Source organism: Streptomyces sp. NPDC102462 (assembly GCF_044765425.1).
In the GTDB taxonomy this organism is placed as follows: Bacteria; Actinomycetota; Actinomycetes; order Streptomycetales; family Streptomycetaceae; genus Streptomyces.
In genome coordinates, this window is sequence record NZ_JBIWKB010000011.1 from 23,228 (window position 1) to 44,044 (window position 20,817).

General features: G+C 72.8%; 13 protein-coding genes and 1 tRNA gene. 7 read left to right on the top strand and 7 right to left on the bottom strand.

From position 1 onward, the window contains the following. Window positions 1–136: 136 nt before the first annotated feature. Window positions 137–721 (bottom strand): TetR family transcriptional regulator, encoded by a 585-nt coding sequence (locus ACIRFL_RS12430; protein WP_404027045.1) that lies wholly within the window; start codon window positions 719–721, stop codon window positions 137–139. Between the two features lie 98 nt (window positions 722–819). Here ACIRFL_RS12430 and ACIRFL_RS12435 point away from each other — a divergent pair, with 98 nt between their 5' ends. Beyond that, window positions 820–1,830: an NAD(P)-dependent alcohol dehydrogenase gene (locus tag ACIRFL_RS12435; RefSeq protein ID WP_404027047.1), complete on the top strand. Its 1,011-nt coding sequence runs from the start codon at window positions 820–822 to the stop codon at window positions 1,828–1,830. Between the two features lie 865 nt (window positions 1,831–2,695). Here the strand turns inward: ACIRFL_RS12435 and ACIRFL_RS12440 are convergent. Continuing rightward, window positions 2,696–2,778: transfer RNA gene (locus tag ACIRFL_RS12440), tRNA-Leu, on the bottom strand. Between the two features lie 520 nt (window positions 2,779–3,298). Between ACIRFL_RS12440 and ACIRFL_RS12445 the strand changes: the two genes are divergently transcribed. Both ACIRFL_RS12445 and ACIRFL_RS12450 read left to right on the top strand, forming a co-directional pair. Further along, window positions 3,299–4,072: an ABC transporter ATP-binding protein gene (locus ACIRFL_RS12445; RefSeq protein WP_404027050.1), complete on the top strand. Its 774-nt coding sequence runs from the start codon at window positions 3,299–3,301 to the stop codon at window positions 4,070–4,072. Window positions 4,073–4,105: 33 nt separating this feature from the next. Then, on the top strand, window positions 4,106–6,631 hold the full coding sequence (locus ACIRFL_RS12450) for an ABC transporter permease (protein ID WP_404027052.1): 2,526 nt from the start codon (window positions 4,106–4,108) through the stop codon (window positions 6,629–6,631). A gap of 278 nt (window positions 6,632–6,909) precedes the next feature. Here ACIRFL_RS12450 and ACIRFL_RS12455 read toward each other — a convergent pair whose 3' ends face one another. Further along, window positions 6,910–8,199 carry a class I SAM-dependent methyltransferase gene (locus tag ACIRFL_RS12455; RefSeq protein ID WP_404027055.1) on the bottom strand — a complete coding sequence of 430 codons (1,290 nt, stop codon included), beginning with the start codon at window positions 8,197–8,199 and terminating at the stop codon, window positions 6,910–6,912. A 282-nt stretch (window positions 8,200–8,481) separates the two neighbouring features. On the opposite strand from ACIRFL_RS12455, the gene ACIRFL_RS12460 reads away from it, so the two are divergent. Together ACIRFL_RS12460 and ACIRFL_RS12465 are read left to right on the top strand one after the other, a co-directional pair. After that, window positions 8,482–8,667, top strand: coding sequence for a hypothetical protein (locus tag ACIRFL_RS12460; RefSeq protein WP_404027058.1), 186 nt, complete (start codon window positions 8,482–8,484; stop codon window positions 8,665–8,667). Window positions 8,668–8,674: 7 nt separating this feature from the next. Then, window positions 8,675–10,606 carry an aKG-HExxH-type peptide beta-hydroxylase gene (locus ACIRFL_RS12465; RefSeq protein WP_404027059.1) on the top strand — a complete coding sequence of 644 codons (1,932 nt, stop codon included), beginning with the start codon at window positions 8,675–8,677 and terminating at the stop codon, window positions 10,604–10,606. Window positions 10,607–11,240: 634 nt separating this feature from the next. On the opposite strand, the gene fxsT is transcribed toward ACIRFL_RS12465, so the two are convergent. From fxsT to ACIRFL_RS12485, 4 genes are all read right to left on the bottom strand, one after another. Beyond that, window positions 11,241–15,122 carry an FxSxx-COOH system tetratricopeptide repeat protein gene (gene fxsT / locus ACIRFL_RS12470; protein ID WP_404027061.1) on the bottom strand — a complete coding sequence of 1,294 codons (3,882 nt, stop codon included), beginning with the start codon at window positions 15,120–15,122 and terminating at the stop codon, window positions 11,241–11,243. Between the two features lie 448 nt (window positions 15,123–15,570). Next, window positions 15,571–16,530, bottom strand: a complete 960-nt coding sequence (locus ACIRFL_RS12475) for an AAA family ATPase (RefSeq protein ID WP_404027063.1) — start codon at window positions 16,528–16,530, stop codon at window positions 15,571–15,573. A gap of 47 nt (window positions 16,531–16,577) precedes the next feature. Continuing rightward, a complete protein-coding gene (locus ACIRFL_RS12480; protein ID WP_404027065.1) occupies window positions 16,578–18,206 on the bottom strand; it encodes a hypothetical protein in 1,629 nt (542 codons plus the stop codon). 205 nt (window positions 18,207–18,411) lie between these two features. Next, complete coding sequence (locus tag ACIRFL_RS12485) at window positions 18,412–19,803, bottom strand: NAD(P)/FAD-dependent oxidoreductase (RefSeq protein WP_404027067.1); 1,392 nt, start codon at window positions 19,801–19,803, stop codon at window positions 18,412–18,414. A gap of 472 nt (window positions 19,804–20,275) precedes the next feature. Here ACIRFL_RS12485 and ACIRFL_RS12490 point away from each other — a divergent pair, with 472 nt between their 5' ends. Together ACIRFL_RS12490 and ACIRFL_RS12495 are read left to right on the top strand one after the other, a co-directional pair. Continuing rightward, window positions 20,276–20,548, top strand: a complete 273-nt coding sequence (locus tag ACIRFL_RS12490; RefSeq protein ID WP_404027069.1) for a type II toxin-antitoxin system Phd/YefM family antitoxin — start codon at window positions 20,276–20,278, stop codon at window positions 20,546–20,548. Further along, complete coding sequence (locus tag ACIRFL_RS12495) at window positions 20,545–20,814, top strand: type II toxin-antitoxin system RelE/ParE family toxin (RefSeq protein WP_404027072.1); 270 nt, start codon at window positions 20,545–20,547, stop codon at window positions 20,812–20,814. The genes ACIRFL_RS12490 and ACIRFL_RS12495 overlap by 4 nt, the downstream gene beginning before the upstream one ends. Window positions 20,815–20,817 lie beyond the last annotated feature (3 nt).

The following is a 20,817-nucleotide window of genomic DNA, read 5'->3' on the forward strand; positions in this document are numbered from 1 at the left end:
GGCGTAACGACACCACGCACCGGCTCGCCCAGCGCCCGGCACTCGTCGGGCAGGTCGGTCTTGCAGGGCTCGCGCTCGCTCATGGCGACCAGCCCAGCACACCCATGGCCGCAGTGCAGAAGCAGAGTCTTCGCGATCACGGAGAAACTTCACGGGTATGGAAGGCGCGGCGGACGGTCTCGGCCAGGGCGTGCTTTCGGCGCTCGTGGTCCGGTGGCGGGGTGTCCTGCGCGGTGCCGGAAGGGCCCACATCCGACCAGGTCAGCGCCATGGACGTCACCAGCGCGAGAAGATCCTCCGCCTGCAGCGATGACACGACTCGCCCGTCGCGCTGGGCCTGCGTGATGGCCTGTAGCTTGCCGCCCGTCTCCGGTGCTGCGGTCGCGGTGTTCGTGGGCGTGACTCCCTCCAGCCGGGCCCAGGCGGCAAGCCTGATCAGTTCCGGTTGCGCGAGAGCGGCTTCGTAGAGCCCCGTGGCGTACTGGGCGAGGTCGTCGGCAGTGAAAGGGACCGAGTCGACGACGGTTTGGGAGTGGGTGCGGAAGACGGCGTCGAAGAGGCCGAGCTTGTCACCGAAGTAGGCGTACAACCGAGCCTTGTTGATACCCGCGGCCGCCGCGATGCGGTCGACGCGGGCACCCGCGATGCCGTGGGCCGCGAAGTCGGTGGTTGCGGCGTCCAGCAGGCGGCGGCGGGTGTCTTCACTCTTGGGGTACGGCACAGCCTCATCATACAAACCAGTTAGTTTTCATCCCGCCCTCTGGTGATGTATACGTGAAAACGAACTAGTTAGTTTCTGCAATCGGATTGGTTCGTTGCATGACTGTGCACGCGTATGCGGTGGAGCGGGCAGGCGCCCCTGTGCAGGTGCGTCAGTACGAACCGGAGCCGCTGGGACCTCTTGAGGTGGACATCTCCGTGACCCACTGCGGGGTCTGCCACACCGATATCGGCATGATCGACAACAGTCACGGGATCTCACGGTTCCCGGTGGTGGCGGGGCATGAGGCTGTCGGGGTGATCACGGCATTGGGTGACGCCGTGGACCACTCCCGCCTCGCTCTGGGACAGCGTGTGGGAATCGGCGCGTACGCGGGGTCGTGCTTCGCCTGCGAGTGGTGCATGACCGGCCGCCAGCACCTGTGCCCGGCCGGCGACGCAACCGTCTTCCGCGGCGACCGCGGCGGGTTCGCCACTCAACTCCGCGCCAGCGACTGGCGGCATGTGCACCCGCTCCCGGACGCCATCACCTCCGAGCAGGCAGGGCCGCTGCTGTGCGCCGGTGCGACCGTTTTCTCGGCCATCGTGCGTCACGACGTCCGGCCCACAGACCGGGTCGCCGTCGTGGGTGTGGGCGGTCTGGGCCACCTGGCCATCCAGTTCCTGGCCAAGTGGGGCTGCCACGTCACCGCCGTCTCCAGGAGTGCCGAGAAGGCGGACGACGCCCGCCGTTTCGGCGCCCACGCGGTCGTCACCCCCGAAGACGGGTTCGAGGACCTGGCCGGCTCGTTCCACTTCGTACTGTCCACTGTCTCGGGTGATCTGCCGTGGGACACGTACCTCAACGCGTTGCGTCCTCAGGGAACCCTGTGCGTGGCCGGCGTCCCCGACAGCAGCTTCACCGTGCACCCGCTCAGCCTCCTGACGGGCGAGAGAAAACTCGCGGGAGGCCTCACGGGGACGCCCGCCGAGACCCGGCAGATGCTTGACTTCGCCGCGCGCCACGGGATCCGCCCCGCCACGGAGACATACCCGGTCTCCCGCATCAACGAGGCGCTCGACCACGTCCGCCGCGGTCGAGCGCGCTACCGTGCCGTCCTTGAGATGTGAGCGTCGTAGGCCACTGCCCTGCCTCCTCGCCGACACGGCGCCCGGCGATCCGTGGGAGCAAGCCGTCAAGGCCTGCCTGACCGTTCTGTGCCGCCGCGACGCCGGGCAGACGGTCGGCCGCCACCCGGCGGAACCGGTGACGGCCCATCCCGGACGGGAGAATGAACGGCCCCGGTTCGGTAGGCCGGCCGGCAACGAAGATTCGGCGGTGGCCGCGGGCCATGGCGTAGACCCTGCTCGCCGGCGGGAGCGACGAGCACCGCCACCTGCTGATCCGCCGCAGCCGCCCTGGCCTTCCTGACCGCCCTCGCCGCCGTCTTCGACCCCCCGGCCGTGTCAGCGGCGAAGCTGCTGCACTGGTCCAACTGGCGGCGACAACACCAGGAAACAGCCTGCCGCAGCCACTACCGACGACGCTCCGGCGACGAAGCGAATGGATAGATCACAAAACCGCACTGGAGTACTGACCCTTCTGCCGCCCCTGCGGCCCCGCTTGGCGGCAACCCCTGCGAAGTCGGGTCGGCACAGAGGGGGTTGGCGCGTCGTTCTCGTAGCGCCCGAAACTTTTCGGTGCGGCCTGCGCTCCCACGCGCGAGCTCCTTTGAGGGGGGAGCAGTTGAGCGCTTGTGGGTTTTCCGCGGCATCGGTTCCCGCGCCTGGCACCGGATCCGGTAGCGGTACTCGACGGCTTCCGGAGCGCACTTCGCGCGGCCCCGGCGTCGGCATTCTTCCGCTTTGCCGTCTATGCCATGCCGGGGCGGTGCCGAGTCGTGCTCCCGCGGTGCGCCAACTGTGCGCCGGAACCGGGAAACGGAAGCGGCGTCTGACAGGTGTTCGCGCTGGTCAGACGCCGTCGAGCGGGATGTGCCCGGAACCGGACTTGAACCGGTACGCCCGCGAGGGGCAGCGAGGTTTAAGCTCGCCGTGTCTGCATTCCACCATCCGGGCAGGCCGTGGCTCCGCTTACGAGGTCCCGAGCCTATCGGGATACCTCCCCCGAACAGCGGACGAGCGGACCGATGTTGTCTGATTTTATTGATGTCTGAGGGAGCATCAGCAAGGGGTACGGCCCATCCGCACTTGCCAATAGCGTGACGGCCGGTGGACACGCGCGTACGCGAAATGACGGAATTTCACCGTCCGGACCAGGGCGCCCCACCCGTTCGCGGCACGGCACCGCTCCACCCCCAGCGGCCACAGCGCTCCCGCTCTCGGGCACGGCGCCGCACCGCCCCCGCCCCAACAGCCGCAGCCCTCCCGCCTTCGGGCACGGCGCCGCCCCCCGTCGGCGGCAGCCCTCCTGCTTTCGGGTCGCCTCGCCGTCATCCCCAGGTATGACGCCGTCGGCTTCCCTCCGACCGAAGTCGGCCCCCGGAACCGGAACAGCGGCTGACTCCCTGGGCGCCGACGGCCAGGACGATGGAGACAGTCCCCACGAACGTCGTCGTCCCGACAGGAGAGCCCTCCCGTGACCACCACACCCATCGCCGCCGACCGGACCACCGCCGTGGCCGCGCGCGCCACGGAGTTGTCGAAGATCTACGGGCAGGGCGAGACCCAGGTGGTCGCCCTGGACCGGGTCTCCGTCGACTTCCGGCAGGCCGAGTTCACGGCGATCATGGGGCCGTCGGGCTCCGGCAAGTCCACGCTGATGCACTGCGTCGCGGGACTCGACACCTTCTCCTCCGGCTCCGTGCGGATCGGCGAGACCGAACTGGGTTCTCTGAAGGACAAGCAGCTCACCAAGTTGCGCCGGGACAAGATCGGGTTCATCTTCCAGGCGTTCAACCTGCTGCCGACCCTGACGGCGCTGGAGAACATCACGCTCCCGATGGACATCGCGGGCCGCAGGCCGGACAAGCAGTGGCTGGACACGGTGATCCAGATGGTGGGCCTGTCGGACCGGCTCGGCCACCGGCCCTCCCAGCTCTCCGGCGGCCAGCAGCAGCGCGTCGCCGTCGCCCGCGCGCTCGCCGCCAAGCCGGAGATCATCTTCGGCGACGAGCCGACCGGAAACCTCGACTCGCGTTCCGGCGCCGAGGTGCTGGGCTTCCTGCGCAACTCGGTGCGCGAACTGGGGCAGACCGTGGTGATGGTCACCCACGACCCGGTGGCGGCGGCCTACTCCGACCGCGTGGTGTTCCTCGCGGACGGACGCATCGTCGACGAGGTGTACGGGCCGACCGCGGACTCGGTGCTCGACCGCATGAAGCGGTTCGACGCCAAGGGCCGCACCAGCTGACCCCCGCCCCCACCACGGACTGAAGAGAACACCATGTTCCGCACTGCCTTGCGCAACGTACTCGCGCACAAGGCCCGGCTCCTGATGACCGTGCTCGCCGTGATGCTCGGCGTGGCCTTCGTGTCGGGGACCCTGGTCTTCACCAACACCATCACCGACGCCTACCAGAACAGCTCCGCCAAGGGCTTCGACGGCGTCGACGTCGCCGTCTCCGCCAAGTACCAGGAAGGCAAGGGCGACAAGCCCGGCGGCTACCCCGACCTGGCCCCGGCGCTGCTCGACAAGAGCGCCCGGGTGCCGGGCGCCGCCTCGGCCGTCGGTGTCGTCAGCGGCTTCACCGCCATGGCCGACAAGAACGGCAAACTGATCGGCAACGGCTGGCAGACCAACGGCGGCAACTACTGGGGCACCGACGACAGCCGCTACCCGCTGACCAGCGGCCACGCCCCGCGCGGCGAGAACGAAGTCGTCATCGACGCCAAGACCGCCGAACGCGCCGGCTACAAGGTCGGTGACACCGTCCGCCTGTCGATCGACGGGCCGGTCCTGAGCCCGAAGATCGTCGGCGTGTTCACCACCGACGACGGCAACGTCGCCGCGGGCGGCAGCCTCGCCCTGTTCGACACCCCGACCGCGCAGGAGCTGTTCGGCAAGGCCGGCGGCTACGACGAGATCGACGTACGCGCGAAGCCCGGCACCAGCCAGGCCGCGCTCAAGTCCCAGCTGGACAAGGCCCTGCCGAAGGACCTCGCGGAGACCACCACCGGGCAGGCCCGCGCCGACGAGCAGGCCCGGCAGATCGCCAACAGCATGAACGGCATGCGCCAGGGCCTGCTGGTCTTCGCCGGGATCGCGCTGTTCGTGGGCACCTTCATCATCGCCAACACCTTCACCATGCTGGTCGCCCAGCGCACCAAGGAACTGGCCCTGCTGCGGGCGGTCGGCGCCTCCCGCCGCCAGGTCACCCGGTCGGTGCTGATCGAGGCGTTCGTGGTCGGCACGGTCGCCGGGGTCTCCGGTCTGGCCGTCGGTATCGGCATCGGGGCCGGACTGCGCGCCCTGCTCGGCTCGTTCGGGGAGACCATCCCCGACGGTCCGCTGGTCGTCACGCCGGGCACGGTCGTGGCCGCCCTCGCGGTCGGTGTCGTCATCACCATGGTGGCGGCGTGGCTGCCGGGCCGCCGGGCCGCGAAGATCCCCCCGGTCGCCGCGATGAGCAGCCTGCACGCGCAGGCCACCACCAAGTCGCTGGTGCTGCGCAACACGCTCGGCGCCCTGTTCTCGGCGGCCGGTGTCGCCGTCGTGCTGGCCGCGACCACGATGAAGGGCACCGACGGTCAGGCGCCGATGGGCCTGGGCGCCGTCCTGCTGATCACCGGCGTGTTCATCCTTACCCCGCTGCTGTCCCGCCCGCTGATCGCGGCGGCGGCCCCGGTGCTGCGCGTGTTCGGGGTGTCGGGCAAGCTGGCCCGGCAGAACGCGGTCCGCAACCCGCGCCGCACCGCCGCCACGGCCTCCGCGCTGATGATCGGCCTGACCCTGATCACCGGCATGACGGTGATGGCGGGCAGTCTCCAGACCGGGATCAACAAGATGGCCACCTCGGCGCTGCGCGCGGACTACGTGGTGCAGATGGCCAACGGCAACGACCTGTCCTCGGACGTCGATCGCAGGCTCGCCGCCGTGGACGACGTCTCCGCGTCCAGCCCGATGCGCGACACGATGGCCCGGATCGACGGCGATTCGGAGTACCTGACCGGCGTCAACGGCTCGGCGATCGGCAAACTGACCAATCTGAAGGTCGACGAGGGCACGTTCACGGTGGCCGGCTCGAAGATCGTGGTCGACGACAGCACCGCCGAGTCCCGCGGCTGGAAGGCCGGTACACAGTTCACCGCGCACTTCGAGGGCGGCAGGAGCAAGCAGCTGACGGTGGCCGGCGTCTACGAGGGCAACGAGCTGTTCCGGGGCGTCATGGTCGACACCGCGGCCCTGCCGAAGCCGGCCGACGCCCGTGACATGCGGGTCATGGTCAAGATGGCCGGCGGCGCCTCCGACGCGGCCAAGGACAAGCTGGAGAAGGCCCTCGACTCCAACCCGGGGATCCAGGTCCAGAGCAAGAAGGACCTGTCCGACTCCATCGCGCAGATGTTCACGCTGCTGCTGAACATGCTCTACGGCCTGCTCGGCATGGCGGTGCTCGTCGCCGTCCTCGGTGTCATCAACACCCTGGCCATGTCGGTGTTCGAGCGGTCCCAGGAGATCGGCATGCTGCGCGCGATCGGCCTGAACCGCGGGTCCGTCAAGCGGATGGTACGGCTGGAGTCCCTGGTCATCTCGCTGTTCGGGGGCGTACTCGGCATCGGCCTCGGCGTGTTCTTCGGCTGGGCGGCCGGCCGGCTGGCCGGTGCGAGCATGCCGACCTACGAGCTGGTCCTGCCGTGGGGCCGGATGGCGATCTTCCTGCTGCTGTCGGCGGTCGTCGGCGCGCTGGCCGCGCTGTGGCCGGCGCGGCGGGCGGCACGGCTGAACATGCTGACCGCGATCAAGTCGGCGTAGCCGCCGCGACCCCGCCGGGGGTTGTGCGGGCCGGCGCCGTGTTCAGGGTCGGCGGCGGCCCGTGGTCGGCTGCGGGCGCGTCGTGGCCGGTCGCGCCGTTCCCCGCGCCCCTTGGGGCGCGGACCCGTCCGTGGTCGGCTGCGGGCGCGTCGTGGCCCGGCGCGCCGTTCCCCGCGCCCCTTGGGGCGCGGAGCGGTCCATGGTCGACCGAACACGCCCGCACACCGGCTCTGCGGAGTCGCAGTGGTCCGCCCGGACCCCGCAGAGGCCGGGCGTCCTCAGTTCCAGGTGCGGGCGCGCAACGGCAACCCCGACTCCCCCGAATCGGGGGTGCGTACGGCGAGGACCTGGTTGACGCCGATGCGGTTGCGCTCGAAGGCCAGCGCGGACGCGGCCATGTACAGGCGCCACACGCGGGCGCGGCCGGGCCCCGCGAGGCGCACCGCGCGGTTCCAGTCGGCCTCCAGACGGGCCACCCAGCGGCGCAGGGTGAGCGCGTAGTGCTCGCGGATCGACTCCACGTCCCGGACTTCGAAACCGGCCCGCTCCAACAGCGACACGGTGCTGCCGAGCGGGGCCAGCTCCCCGTCGGGGAAGACGTAGGCGTCGATGAACGCGTCCACGTGGTACGCCGATTCGTCCCGCAGCGGACGGCGGGCGATCTGGTGGTTCAGGAGCCGTCCGCCGGGCTTGAGCAGGCCGTACAGATCGGTCGCGTACTCCAGGTACCGCTCGGCGCCGACGTGCTCGGCCATGCCGATGGAGGAGATCGCGTCGTAGGGACCGTCGGCGACGTCCCGGTAGTCCTGCACCCGGATCTCCACCCGGTTGGCAAGCCCCTCCTCGGCGACCCGTTTACGGGCGTAGGCCGCCTGTTCCTGGGAGAGGGTGACGCCGACGACGTGGACGCCGTGCTCGCGGGCGGCGTGGATCGCCATCGAGCCCCAGCCGCAGCCGACGTCGAGGAGCCGCTGCCCGGGGGTCAGACCGAGCTTGCGGCAGACCAGTTCGAGCTTGTCGCGCTGGGCGGACTCCAGGGTGCCGGCCTCCTCCCAGTAGGCGCACGAGTACACCATGGACGGGCCGAGGACGATCTCGTAGAAGTCGTTGCCGACGTCGTAGTGGTGGCTGACGGCCCGCTTGTCGCTTCTCTTGGTGTGCAGGTGCCGGTGCCTGCGGACCTCCTCGCGGGGCGGGGCCGGCGGGATCGGCGGCCCCGCAAGCCGCAGCAGGTCACGGGCGGCGGCCCGCACCCCGGGGTCGCGCAGCGCCTGGGCGAGGCCGCGGGTGTTGCCCTCCCCGCGGTCCCACACCAGCGGGGACATCAGCGCCAACGCCGTGTAGAGGTCGCCGTCGACGCCCAGGTCGCCCGCGACCCAGGCCCGGGCCAGACCCAGTTCGCCCGGCTTGAACAGCAGCCGGCGCAGGGCGCGCCGGCTGCGGAAGACCAGGACGGGCGCGCCCGGCGGACCGGCCTGCGAACCGTCCCAGGCGCGGACGCCCACCGGGAGCGGGGTTCCCAGCAACTGCTCGGCAAGACTCGTCAGCCGCGACGCGGCGTCGGCCATGATGCACACCTCCGGGAGGGAAATCGTGTGTGAAGGAATCGGCCACGGATTCGGTCACCTCAGGCAACGATCGTGCCGGGCGACGTCATTCCCCGGCCGCCGCCACCGCCGTCACCATGCCCGTACCGTCACACGGCCGCCATACCGACGCCGCCGTTCGTCCACAGGACACCCGATAGGCGCATCGGGCCGGTCCCTGACGTGCGGGGCCCGGTCCCCGACACACCGGCCGGGCCGGTCGTTTGAGAAGCGCCCCGCGAGGGTGTATGACACCATCCCTCCATGAATTCCGAAGCGCCGGCGGGGGAAGTCGCCCTCGATGCCAGGCCCTGGCTCCCCGACCTGAACGACACGCTGATCGACGACCTGCCCTCCCTCGATCATCCGACACTGCGGCCGGCCGTCACGGCGCTGCTGCACGACGTCCAACGCCCCCTCAGCTCCGTGGCAGGCAGCCAGGGAAGCTGAACCGGACGTGGCACCAAGACACCACCGGCTGTCCCCGACCTGCTCCACGGCGCTGAGTTCGGCCGGGGACAGCGCGCCGGCGGCCAGGGAACTGCTGGCGGCCGAGTACAGCAGACGGCTGCTGCTGCTGCGGATCCTGCTGGAGCGGGGCGGGCCGGCCGCCGACGCCGCCGGGCGGCTGCCCGCCGCCGGGGCGGCCTGGGAGCTGCTGGCCCTGGCCCAGCGCACGGATCCCGACCGGGTACGGCGGGTGATCCTCGACCCGCAGACCGGGATCTGGGTCGCCGACGCCCTGCGCGCCCTGCCCACGACCGGCCCGAACACGACCGGGCACACGGCGACGGGGCACACAGCCGCGGAGCGGACCACAGCCGGGCCGACGGCAGCCGGGCCGACGGCGACCGGACAGCCAGCCGAGCAGACCGCGGCCGGGCGCACGGCGGCGGGACAGGCCGTCGCCGGGGGCACGGCAGCCGGGCGGGCCGTCGGCGAACGCGGGCCGTTCTGGGTCGAGTTCGGTGGGCTGCATCGGCTGGCCGCCGCGGCGGCCGGCCACGCGGGGCTCACCTTCCGTATCGAGGTGCCCGTCGAGGACGGCACCGTCCTGCTGCCCGGCCTGGGCCGCGCGGACGTACCCCACGGCGACACGGCCGAGGTGCGCGGCGGGCCGGCCGGGCTGCGGGTCGGGGACGTCCGCGTGCCCCGTGACCCCGCGGCGTCCGCGCCCGGCTGGTCGGGACTGCGCCGACTGCGCGCGGAATGCGACGGACAGCTGCTGGACGTCGCCCTGGACGACCTGGGGCGGCCCCCGGTCGGCGGTCAGGCGCAGCGCCCCAAGCGGCTGACCGACGCCGAGTACGAGGACTGGCGGCGCCGCACCCGGCAGGCGTGGGCGATCCTCGTGCGGGACCGCCCGGACAGCGCGGCGGCCCTGTCGGCGGGCCTGCTGTCGCTGGTCCCGCTGCCGCACGGGGAGCGGCTGCGCCCGCACAGCGCCTCCTCCTCGGACGCCTTCGGCTGTGTGGTGCTGTCGGCGCCGCACCCGGACGACGAGCCGGGCGCGGCCACCGAACTGGCGGTCACCCTGCTGCACGAGTACCGGCACTCGGCGCTCAACGGGCTGATGCGGCTCGCCCCGCTGCACGACGGCACCGACGACGGGCTCTACCACGCGCCCTGGCGGGACGATCCGCGCCCGCTCGTCGGGCTGCTGCACGGGGCGTACGCGTTCGCCGGGGTGACGGCGTTCTGGCGGGCCCGGCGGCTGGCCGAGACCGGGCCCGCGGCGCTGCTCGCCCACTTCGAGTTCGCCCTGTGGCGCCGGCAGACCTGGGCCGTGCTGGCGGCCCTGGGGGAACGCCCGGCGCTGACCGCGGCGGGCCGTCATCTCGTCGAGGGTCTGCGGGCCGCGCTCGCCCCCTGGCGTGACGAGCCCGTGCCGCAGCCCGCCGCGCGGCTCGCCGACCTGTCCGCCGCCCACCACCGGGGGGCCTGGCGGGCACACCACGTACGGCCGGACAAGGAAGCGGTACGGGCCGCGGCGGCCACGCTGGCGGCGGGCGGCGCCCTGCCGGACGAGGGCGCCCCCGACGGCACGGTGGAGCCGGATCCGCAGGGCTGCCGGCTCGATGTGCTCGCCCTGCTGGCCCGGCTGCGGCTCGCCGACCCCGCGGCCTTCGCACGGCTGCACGACGGCGAGGACACCCTGCCCGGCGCGGCACCCGCCGACCTCGCCCTGGTGGCCGGGGACGTGGAACGGGCGCACGCGCTCTACGCCGCCGGACTCGACCGTCCCGCCGACTGGGCCGGGCTCGCCCTGGCACTGCGCGAACGCGGCACGCCACCCGGTCGGCTGCTCATGGACCGGCCCGAGTTCGTGCGCGCACTGGCCGCCGACCCGGCCACCCGAACCGCCGTCGCCAACCTGACCAACCCCTGACCACGGGGCGGCGCCCCCACAGCCCGGCCGCCGCCCCCACGACCACAGCCCGAGACCACCACCCACGATCGCGGCCCGCCCGCGGTCGTCGCATACAGCCGCCGCCCCAGACCGGCACCCGAGGTCCCGCCCGCGGTCGCCAACCCCAGACCACCACCCACGGCCGCCACCCGCGATCGCAGCCCCAGGGCACCCCCAAGGCCGCCGCCCGAGACCACCACCCGCGGTCACCGCCCGCGGTCGCGGCCCGACACCACCGCCCGGGGCACCGCCTGCGATCGCGGGCCTGAGGCCGCCACCCGAGGTCACGACCCCAGACCCCGCCCGAGGCCCCCCTCGCGGTCAGCACCTCAGACCACCACCCACGGCCGCGGCCCGAGACCACCCCCTACGGCCGCCACCCGGGACCACCACCCGAGGTCGTCGCATGCGGTCGCCACCCCAGACCACCACCCACGGCCGCCGCCCACGGTCGCGGCCCAAGACCACCGCCCAAGGCCGCCACACGTGGTCGCCACCCGCGATCGCAGCCCGAGACCACCGCCCGGGGCACCGCCCAGACCGCCACCCAGGCCCGCCGCCCCCAGACCGCCGTCCGCGCTCACCGCCCGAGGTCGTCGCCCGGGGTGCCCGTTCACAGTGGCATCGGGTCGATGTCGCAGTTGGCTCGTAGGACCGTGTCCAGGGCCTGTACGACGGCCGGATGGTCGGCGCCCAGGGTGGCTCGCAGGCGTTCCGCGGTGTCGGCGTACAGGGCGTCGGCGTCCGCGGTACGGCCCGTCGCGCGCAGGTCCATCGCCAGGTTGGCGGCGCACGCCAGCGTGGAGGGGTGGTCCGCGTCGAAGACCTCGGTGCTGCGCCGCAGGGTCTCGGTGTCCAGTTCACGGGCGGCCTCCGGCTCGCCCAGCGCGAAGAGGTCACTGGCCAGGTTCGTCGCGCACACCATGGTCAGCGGGTGGTCGTCGCCCAGCTTCCCGCGCAGTGCGGCGAGCGACTGCTCGTCGATGGCGCGGGCGCCCTCCGGGTCGCCCACCAGCCGGACCGTCACCGCCAGGTTGACGTGGGCGGCCAGGGTGTGCGGGTGGGCCGCGCCGAACGTGTCCCGGTACTGCTCGAAGGTGCGCAGCCCCAGTTCCCCGGCCTCCTCCAGCTCCCCCGAGTGCCGCATGTTCACGGTCACCTCCAAGGTGGCCGCCAGGGTCTCCGGGTCGTGGTCGCCGTACCGGGTCACCAGGCGGCGCCGGGCGCTGTCGGCCGCGCGCCGCGCCTCGTCGTGCCGGCCCGCCTTGCGCCGGGTCACCGCGAGATGGCGCAGGCAGGACATGGTCAGCGGATTGTCCACGCTGAGCACCCGCCGGCACTGGGAGGTGATCTCCTCCTGGTAGGTCAACGCCTGGTGGTAGTCGCCCAGTTCGCGGATGTCGACGATCAGCCCGAGCCAGGTCACCAGGCTCACCGCGTGGTCGACGCCGAACATCCGCACCTTGTGGTTCCAGGTCTCCTCGTCCAGCCGCCGGGCCCGCTCGAACAGCCCGGCCAGGCGCAGGCTCACCCCCACGTTGTGGGCGGCGCGCAGCGTCTCGGGGTCGTCCTCGCCGTTGAGCCGCAGATACCGTTCGTGGACCGACTCCGACAGCTCCAGCGCGATGCCGAACTCGCCCTGCACCCGGTAGTCGATGGCGACGTTGCCGAGGGCGTCCAGGGTGTCCTGGTGATCCTCGCCGACGGTACGCCGGTAGGCATCCAGCACCTCGGTGTTCAGCCGCGCCGCGTCCTGGTACCGGCCGCGGGAGAAGTTCAGCACGCTCAGCCACTTGGCCACGCCGAGCGTCTGCACGTCGTCGGCCCCGAAGCGTTCCTTCCAGATGCCGTACGCCCGGCCGGCCAGGTCGCTGCCCGTCTCGTAGTCGCCCCACCGGCACAGGTACTTGACCTCGTTGATGATGAGCGCGCGCACCCAGGGGTCCTCCGAGTGCAGCGCGTCGGAGGCCATGACGTGCGGGGTCAGCTCGCCGTAGCGGTCCCACTCGCCGGCGTTCTCCGGATCCTCCGGATCGTTGGCGACCAGCATCTGGTGGGCGCCGCGCCGCATCCGCTCCTGTTCCTCGTCGGTCATCCGGGCCTGCAGGGCCATCTGCACCAGCCGGTGCATCTGGACGGAGTTGGCGCGGTGGTCCATGCGGGCCAGCGAGTAGCGGCCGATCTCCCGGATGGCCTGGGCCTGCTTGATCGGGTCGCGCAGCGCCGTGTCCAGCTCCGGGGCGATGGAACGGTCCCGCAGCCGGTTGAACAGCCGCCGCGGGATCGGTTCCGGAGCGCAGAAGGAGCACACCTGGAGCAGTTGCAGGGCCGCCGGGTTCTTGGACTCCAGCTGGTCGAGGGAGACGTTCCAGGCGGCGATCACCGGGGCGTTGTAGTCCGGTGCCTCGGTCTCGTCGAGGAGTTCGATCCGTTTCTCGTCGAACAGCCGCAGGTATTCGTCCGCGGTCATCCCGGTCTCGGCGAGCCAGGCGGCGGCCTGCTCCACCGCGAGCGGCAGGTCACCGAGGGCGTCGGCGAGCCGGTCGGCCTCGGCGCCGGTGAGTTCGGGTCCGCGGCGGCGCAGCAGTTGCACGCTCTCCGTGCGCGCGAACACGTCGACCTCCAGCGGGCGGGCGACATGCGACCACTGCGGGTTGCGGGAGGTGACGAGGATGTTGCCGGTGCCGCCGGCCGGGAAGTAGCCGCGGACGCTCTCCGGGCTCTCCGCGTTGTCGAAGACCAGCAGCCAGTCCTCGTACGGCTCGCCGCGGCGCAGCGCCTCCAGGACGGCGGGTACGGCCGTGCCCGCCTCGCCGCTGGTCCTCAGGCCGAGGCGCACCGCCAGTTCGGCCAGGGAGCGCTGGATCTGGGTGCTGCGTTCGGCGGGGATCCACCAGATGACGTCGTACTCGCCGAGCCTGCGGTACAGGTACTCGACGACGAGCGCGGACTTCCCGACGCCCCCCATGCCGTGCAGGGCGTTGGGCAGCACGGCGGTGGCGCGCTCCCGTTGCAGCCGGCGGTGGAGGTTCTCCAGGAGGTCCTCACGGCCGATGAAGTTGGCGTTCTGCGGCGGGACGTTGCCCCACACCACCGGGGTGCTGCCCGACCGCGTACCGCTCCGCGGCCGGCTGGCCTCGACCATCTCCTGGCCCCTTTCCCGAATGTGCTGAGTTTCCCTGAGTTCCTGAGGTCGCTGAAGTTGCTGGAGTCGCTGCCGTTCCGGAGGTTCCGGTGTGGCGTGCTGAGTGATGACGTTCGTGCCCGGTGCCCGGGCCTGCTGGGTGAGCGCCCCCGCGGCCGGCGTCCTGGCCGGTGCCGGTGCCGGTGGCAGGGGTGCCGAGGGCACCGGCGCGTGCTCGGCCAGCGCCTGGCCGATCCGCCGGGCCGCTTCCAGACTGGGGCCGGACAGGGCGTCCAGGACGGCCTTCTGGGCGGTCAGCCAGGGCACGCTGTCCGTGCCGACCGGGACGCGCAGCGGCGCCGTGGGATCGTCGATCAGCCGGGGCAGGTCCCACAGCGGGCGAGAGCGCGGCCCCAGCGCCGCGGTGGCCGTGCGCACCAGGCGCCGCAGGTCCTCCTGCCGGACGTAGGCCAGCAGTTCCTCGCGTACGCCGGGTACGAAGTCGAAGCGCACCCGCTGGGCGCCGGTGGCCCGGTGCGGTGCCGCGACCGGCCGCAGCAGGCCGTAGGCGAACAGCTGGGCCAGGGCGTGCGGTCCGGCGGCGGCCGGGCACAGCCGCCGCACCCGGCCGATCAGCGGCCCGGTCAGCGGTACGGCGGCCAGCAGCACGCCCAGGTCGAAGACCTCGGGCGCGGCCCACCGGCGCAGGCGGTCGACCAGGTCGGCGGGCGCGCGCGGGGCGGGCAGCGGCGGGCGGGGCGGGGCGGGCGCCGTGGCGCGGCCGGCGAAGGTGACCGGGAGCGCGGTCCAGCCGGGCGTCCGGGACGTCAGCATGGCCGCCCAGCGGGCGAGTTCGGGCGCGGCCAGCTCCAGGACGGGCACCGGCACGGGGGCGCCGGGCGCGGCCCGGCCCGCGCTGCCGGGCCGGATGCCCCGCACTCGGCAGCGCAGCCGGTGGGCGCGGGCGCCGGGCGCGCCGGGCCGCAGGAAGGCGGGCCAGGTGGTGAGCCGGGTGCGGTCCCACAGGGCGCGCGGCAGCAGGTGTACGACGGCCACCGGTCCGTCCGCCGCCCAGCGGGTCAGCAGTCCGTCGGTACGGCCCGTCGTCCAGCCGTCCGCCCAGCCGTCGGTGAGCAGCAGCGTGACCCGGCCCGGCGCGCGCGGCAGGGCACGCCCGTCGCCCGGCCGCCGCACCGCGACCCGCTCGAAGGCACCGCTGCGCCGCGCCAGCGCCCCGACCTCCCACGCGGTCTGCCACCACACGTCCGTCGCGGGCCCGTCGTCCAGCACGACGGCGACGTCCCGCCGCCCCGGCAACCCGGCAAGCCCCCGCAGCACCCCCAACACCCCGGCGGAATCAACCCCCTCCACTACACCCCCCTCCCCGACGCTCGCCATGTCAGGGACGGCTGGAACGACACCGACCGCCCGGCGTTTGCCGACGGCTCAGGCGAAACCGGCTGCCCGGCGTTTGTCGGTGACCCAGTCGGAACCAGCAGGTCGGGGCGGGTGCGTGGCTCGGGGGTAGCGGACGGGCCGGGTGGGGTCGGGGGCCTGCCGGTCACGGGGGCGCCGTGGGGGCTCGCCTCGGCCCGCCGTCCATGGGCCGCCGCGGCCGGATACGGTCCCGCCAAGCCCGTCGGCACCCGTCCGCCGTCGGCCACCTCACCACCGGCCCGGCCCGACCCACCGGGTACGCACCGCCCGCCGTCGGCCACCTCCGCACCGGTTCCGCCCGGCCCGTTGTGGACGCGCCGTCCGGTGAAGGGTGTCGGGGGTGTTGTGTGCCCCGGGGACCGGGTGGTGGAGGTGGTCGTGGTCATTGGGTCTCCCCCCATGCGGCCCGGCGCAACAGGGCGTCCAGGGCCGTCTGTCCGGGGTATTCCCCCTCGGGCGGGGGTCCACCCGCCGAGTGCCTGGCCTGTGCGAGCCACATCGCGTCCAGGAGGGGGCGTGCGCCGGGGGCCTGGCCGGGTTCCATGCCCTCCAGGACGCGCAGCGCGGCGCGGGCGCCCGCGTCGGCGCTCCCGGGCGGCAGCCAGGTCTCCGCGAGCCGGTCGGGGTCGGCCGGCGCGGTCAGCCGCAGCGGCACGCAGCGGCCGGTGAACGCGCGCGGCAGCACGTCCTCGTCCGCGGCCGTGATCACCACCACCGGGTATCCGTCACCGCACGCCACCCGGCCGTGGGCGATCTGCGCCGCGCCGCCCGGCCCGTCGGCGGTGCCGACCGTCGCCTCGGGCACGTCCCGTAACTCGGCGACGTCGAACGCCCCCTCCTCCAGGACGTCCTGCACCGCCTCGCAGAGGGCGACATCGCTGCGGTCCAGGTTCTCGACCAGCAGCACCCGGGGCCGTTCGCGCGGCAGCAGCGCGGTGCCGAGCGGCCCCAGCCGGACGAAGGCGCCCGCGCCCGGGTCCTCCCGCCGGGCCACGGCGGCGCACAGCCGGCCGGCGGTGTCGTGCTCGTACAGGCCGTCGCGCAGCGTGGTGGTGCTGGTGATCCACCAGCGCAGCACGGGCCCGAGGCCCAGTTCCCCGGCGAGCTGCCGGGCCAGGGTGCTCTTGCCCACGCCGGGCGGGCCGGTGACGAGCAGCGGACGGCGCCACAGCAGGGCGGCGTTGACCAGCGCCAGCCCGTCAGGGCCGAGGTCGACCGGGGCGCCGGGCGGGGCGTCGAGGCGGCGCCAGGGCGGGGGCGCGGGCAGGTGCGGCCCGGGTTGTCCCGGGTCCGGGGGCCGTCCGGTCCCCCGGTAGATCCACCACGGTTCGGTGTCCAACACGCGCTCCCCTCTCCTTTTGTCTCCTTTTGTTTTGTCCTCAGGGCCGTCTACAGGGCCCCCGGTGCCACCGGCTCGCCGGGAGCGAGCGGGTTGCGTCCGGGGTCGTCCCACAGGACGGCCAGATGCTCGGTCACCGGGTGGGCCTCGGGTGGCTCCACCAGCACCTGCCGGCGGGCGGCGGCGACCCGGGCGGGCAGGTCGGGCAGGCGCCCGCGCAGCAGCTGGTTGACGGACTGTTTGATCTCGACGTTCGTCTCCTCGGTGCGGTGCCACACCAGCACCGGCAGCCCCGACGACAGCGCGGCCGCGGCCTCGTGCGGGCCGCGCTGTCGCCAGGGGTCCGGCGGTTCGCTGAGCATCACGGCCACGTACCGCTCGTCGTTGAGCTGCGCGACCAGCCCGGACACATCGCGGGCGTCGGACGGGAAGCTCTCGGCGGTCATGAACACGGGCCGGCAGTCGGAGCCGCTCTGCAGCCGCTGCCAGCGTCTGATCCACTCCCGGTACCAGCCCTGGTTGCGCAGCCGGTCGAGGCTGCGCAGCACCACCTCGTAGCGGGCGGCGAGCTTGGCCCGCGCGCCGCCGCGGCCCGCGGACCACCAGTGCACCGGAAGGTTGAGCAGTTCCAGCGGCAGTACGAACTCAAGGCGCAGATCGGCGCCCCGGCCGCGGGCGCCCTCCTCGACCTCGACGAGGGAGACGATCTCGTTGACGGCCTCCTCCAGGGCGGCCAGTTGCTCCTCCCTGAGCGCCGCGGCCCGCTCGTCGCGTGCCCCGGCGGGTCCGGGCGCCAGCAGCGCGGCGGCCGTCAGCCGCACCCGGCGCACCGCGCGGCCCGGGGTGGTCACCAGCCGGCCGTGCTCGTCGGGGGACTGCAGCCAGTACGACACCGTGTACCAGTCGGTGGTGAGCGGGTCGGGGGCGATGCCGATGAGCAGGTAGTCGACGGCGGACCGGGGCAGGACGGCCGGTGCCCGGCGGGCCCAGCGGTCCTTGTCGAGCCGGTCGGCCAGCTCCGGGCCGCCGAGGTCCAGGACGCTGTGCCGGGTCAGCTTGGGCAGGTCGCGCCGGGTGCGGGGGCCGCGCTCGCGGGCCACCCGGTCCAGCAGCACGGTCCAGGGCGGCACCCCGCCGGGCCGGGCGGCCTGCCCGACGAGGTACAGGAACAGGTCCCACACGCTCGTGCAGTGGTCCGGCGGCCGTGTCATCCGTCCGTCGGTGGCGGCGCGCAGCAGCTCGCCGAGGTCGTCGTCGGGGCGGCCGTTCAACTCCAGCCTGAGCCAGGTCCAGTGGGGCACGAACCGGCCGAGGGCGCTCGCGGCGGTCCATTCGTCGGCCGCCCGGTGCAGGGCCGGGGCCGGCGGGCCGTTCTGGTCGAGGTCCTGGACGACCCTGGCGAGGCCGGGCAGCAGACAGGCTTCGCCGTCGCGGGTGCAGGCCCGGGTCAGGGCTCGGCACCACATGCGCCAGTCCGGCAGGTCGCCCAGGGCGAAGGGACGTCCGATCTCGTCGGCCAACTCGTCCTGGAGCAGGGCGCGGAAGGAGTCGTAGGGCATCGACCGGACGCTCTGCAGGGCGTCGACGACCTCGCCGCGTATCCTGCGCTGGATGGCCGGCAGGGTGTCGCCGTCCGTGTCCCGGGCCCGCTCGTGGGTCCCGTCCGGCTCCTCGGTCACCGTGCCGCCCCCTCCCCCGACCCCCCGTTGGGCCGCGCGCCGCACGCCCTGAGCGTAGCCAATCCACGACGCGTGGGTGTACGGCTTGTTTCCGCCGGTTCGCCGGTTCAACCGCCGAACCGGCGCTGCGCGGCCCGCATGCCGAAGGGGCCGCCCGCACCACGGATGGCGGGCGGCCCCTTCGGGCGGCTGGACGGAGCCCCGGTCAGGAGGCCTTGGCCTTCGCCTCGGCCTTGTCGGCCGGGGCAGCGGCGGCGACCGGCGCCGGCTTGGCGGCCTCGTAGAACTCCTCGCGGGGGTTCTGCATGGCGCCGAGGGAGACGACCTCGCGCTTGAGGAACATGCCGAGGGTCCAGTCGGCGAAGACGCGGATCTTGCGGTTCCAGGTCGGCATGGCCAGACCGTGGTAGCCACGGTGCATGTACCAGGCGAGCCGGCCCTTGAGCTTGATCTTCATCTTGCCGACGACGATCATCGCGACGCCCTTGTGGAGGCCGAGGCCGGCCACCGCGCCCTTGTTGGCGTGCGCGTAGTCCTTCTGCTTGAAGCCCCGCATGGCGGAGACGACGTTGTCGCCGAGCACCTTGGCCTGGCGCAGCGCGTGCTGGGCGTTGGGCGGGCACCAGGCGTTCGGGTTGCCGGCCTTGCGGCCGACCAGGTCGGGCACCTGGGCGTTGTCGCCGGCGGCCCAGATGTAGTCGGTGCCCTGCACCTGGAGCGTGGGCGCGGTGTCCACGTGGCCGCGCGGGCCGAGGGGCAGGCCGAAGCGGGCCAGGGCCGGGTTCGGCTTGACGCCGGCGGTCCACACGACGGTGTTGGAGTCGACCTCCAGGCCGTTCTTGAGCACCACGTGGCCGTCGACGCAGGAGTCCATGGAGGTGGAGAGGTAGATCTCCACGCCGCGGCTCTCCAGGTGCTCCTTGCCGTACTGGCCGAGCTTGGGGCCGACCTCGGGGAGGATCTTGTCGGCGGCGTCGACGAGGATGAACCGCATGTCCTCGCGGGAGACGTTGGTGTAGTACTTGGCCGCGTCCCGGGCCATGTCCTCGACCTCGCCGATGGTCTCCGCGCCCGCGAAGCCGCCGCCGACGAAGACGAAGGTGAGCGCCTTGCGGCGGATGTCCTCGTCGGTCGTGGAGTCGGCCTTGTCGAGCTGTTCGAGGACGTGGTTGCGCAGGCCGATGGACTCCTCGATGCCCTTCATGCCGATGCCCTGCTCGGCGAGGCCGGGGATCGGGAAGGTGCGGGAGACCGCGCCGAGCGCGACCACCAGGTAGTCGAAGGGCAGCTCGTACGCCTCGCCGACCAGCGGGGCGACGGTGGCGACCTTGCGGTCCTGGTCGATGGTGGTGACCCGGCCGGTGAGCACCTCCGCCTTCGGCAGCACGCGTCGCAGGGGGACGACGACATGGCGAGGGGAGATGCTGCCGGCGGCGGCTTCGGGAAGGAAGGGCTGGTAGGTCATGTACGACCGGGGGTCGACGACCGTGACGGTCGCTTCGCCGTAGCGCATCTTCTTGAGGATGCGCCGAGCCGCGTACAGGCCTACGTACCCACCGCCTACTACGAGGATCCTGGGACGCTCCGTGGTGCTCATGGCATCGAGTATCCACCCGCCCCTGGGGGGTGGCTCGTGCGCCCCTTCACAAGCTCCGACGGCCCCTGTGCTAAACTGCGCGGCCCGCGTGAGCCAGGTCATGACGGCACGGGGGACCCCGTGTCCGATACCGACCGTTGTCAATGCCGCGTGAGCTGCCCGTCCGGGCCCGCGGAGGGCATGGCCGACCCCCTTTCGGCACCGCCGCGCGACCCCTTCGGATCGCTCTCCCGGGCATGCTCCCAGGCTTGTTGAGCCCCGCACAGGGCCGACCGGCCCCATTCGGCCCGCCACCGGGCGGCAATTCCTTGTGAAGAACTTCACGAACTTTCCCGGCGGCGTGTCGCCCACGCCCCCACCACCCCACCCCCGACCCGCTCAAACGCCACCCACACCGCTCACCGGAGTACACCCGACGAACGAAAAGTGGGCCACCAAGCCCCGTGTACACGCGAATGCGTACACTGGCGTCATGGCTGAGAACACCGTGACCATACGAGAGGCCCGCGCGCATCTCGCGGACCACATCAACCGGGCCGAGGAAGGCATCCCGACGGTCATCACGCGCAACGGCACGCCGGTGGCGGCCGTGGTTCCGATCACGGACTTCGAAGCGCTGGAGGAGGCGGCCGACGTGATGTTGGCGCGCGAAGCGGAAGCGGTCCTGGCCGAGGGCGGCCCCACCATGACGATGGCGGAACTGCTGGCGGATCTGTTCACCGAGCACGGCGGCGAGGCGGCGTGAAGTACGCCTTCCGGTTCACCACGGCGGCGCAGCGACAACTCCGGGCCATCAGCCGACCCGACGCCATGCGCATCCTGACCGCGCTGACCGCGCTCGGCGACGACCCGTACCGCGAGAACGCCGACGTCAAGAAACTGACCGGCCCATCGGGGCTTTACCGGCTGCGGGTCGGAAGCTACCGGGTCGCCTACCAGATCAACGACGGTGAACTCGTCATCCTCGTCGTCAAGGTGGGCGACCGGCGGGACGTGTACCGCAACCTGTAGGCG

What these genes read in the sequence shown, in the direction of transcription:
- ACIRFL_RS12485 (WP_404027067.1), bottom strand. Translation starts at nt 19,803, where the DNA reads ATGAGCACCACGGAGCGTCCCAGGATCCTCGTAGTAGGCGGTGGGTAC.
- ACIRFL_RS12460 (WP_404027058.1), top strand. Translation starts at nt 8,482, where the DNA reads ATGAATTCCGAAGCGCCGGCGGGGGAAGTCGCCCTCGATGCCAGGCCC.
- ACIRFL_RS12450 (WP_404027052.1), top strand. Translation starts at nt 4,106, where the DNA reads ATGTTCCGCACTGCCTTGCGCAACGTACTCGCGCACAAGGCCCGGCTC.
- ACIRFL_RS12490 (WP_404027069.1), top strand. Translation starts at nt 20,276, where the DNA reads ATGGCTGAGAACACCGTGACCATACGAGAGGCCCGCGCGCATCTCGCG.
- ACIRFL_RS12435 (WP_404027047.1), top strand. Translation starts at nt 820, where the DNA reads ATGACTGTGCACGCGTATGCGGTGGAGCGGGCAGGCGCCCCTGTGCAG.
- ACIRFL_RS12455 (WP_404027055.1), bottom strand. Translation starts at nt 8,199, where the DNA reads ATGGCCGACGCCGCGTCGCGGCTGACGAGTCTTGCCGAGCAGTTGCTG.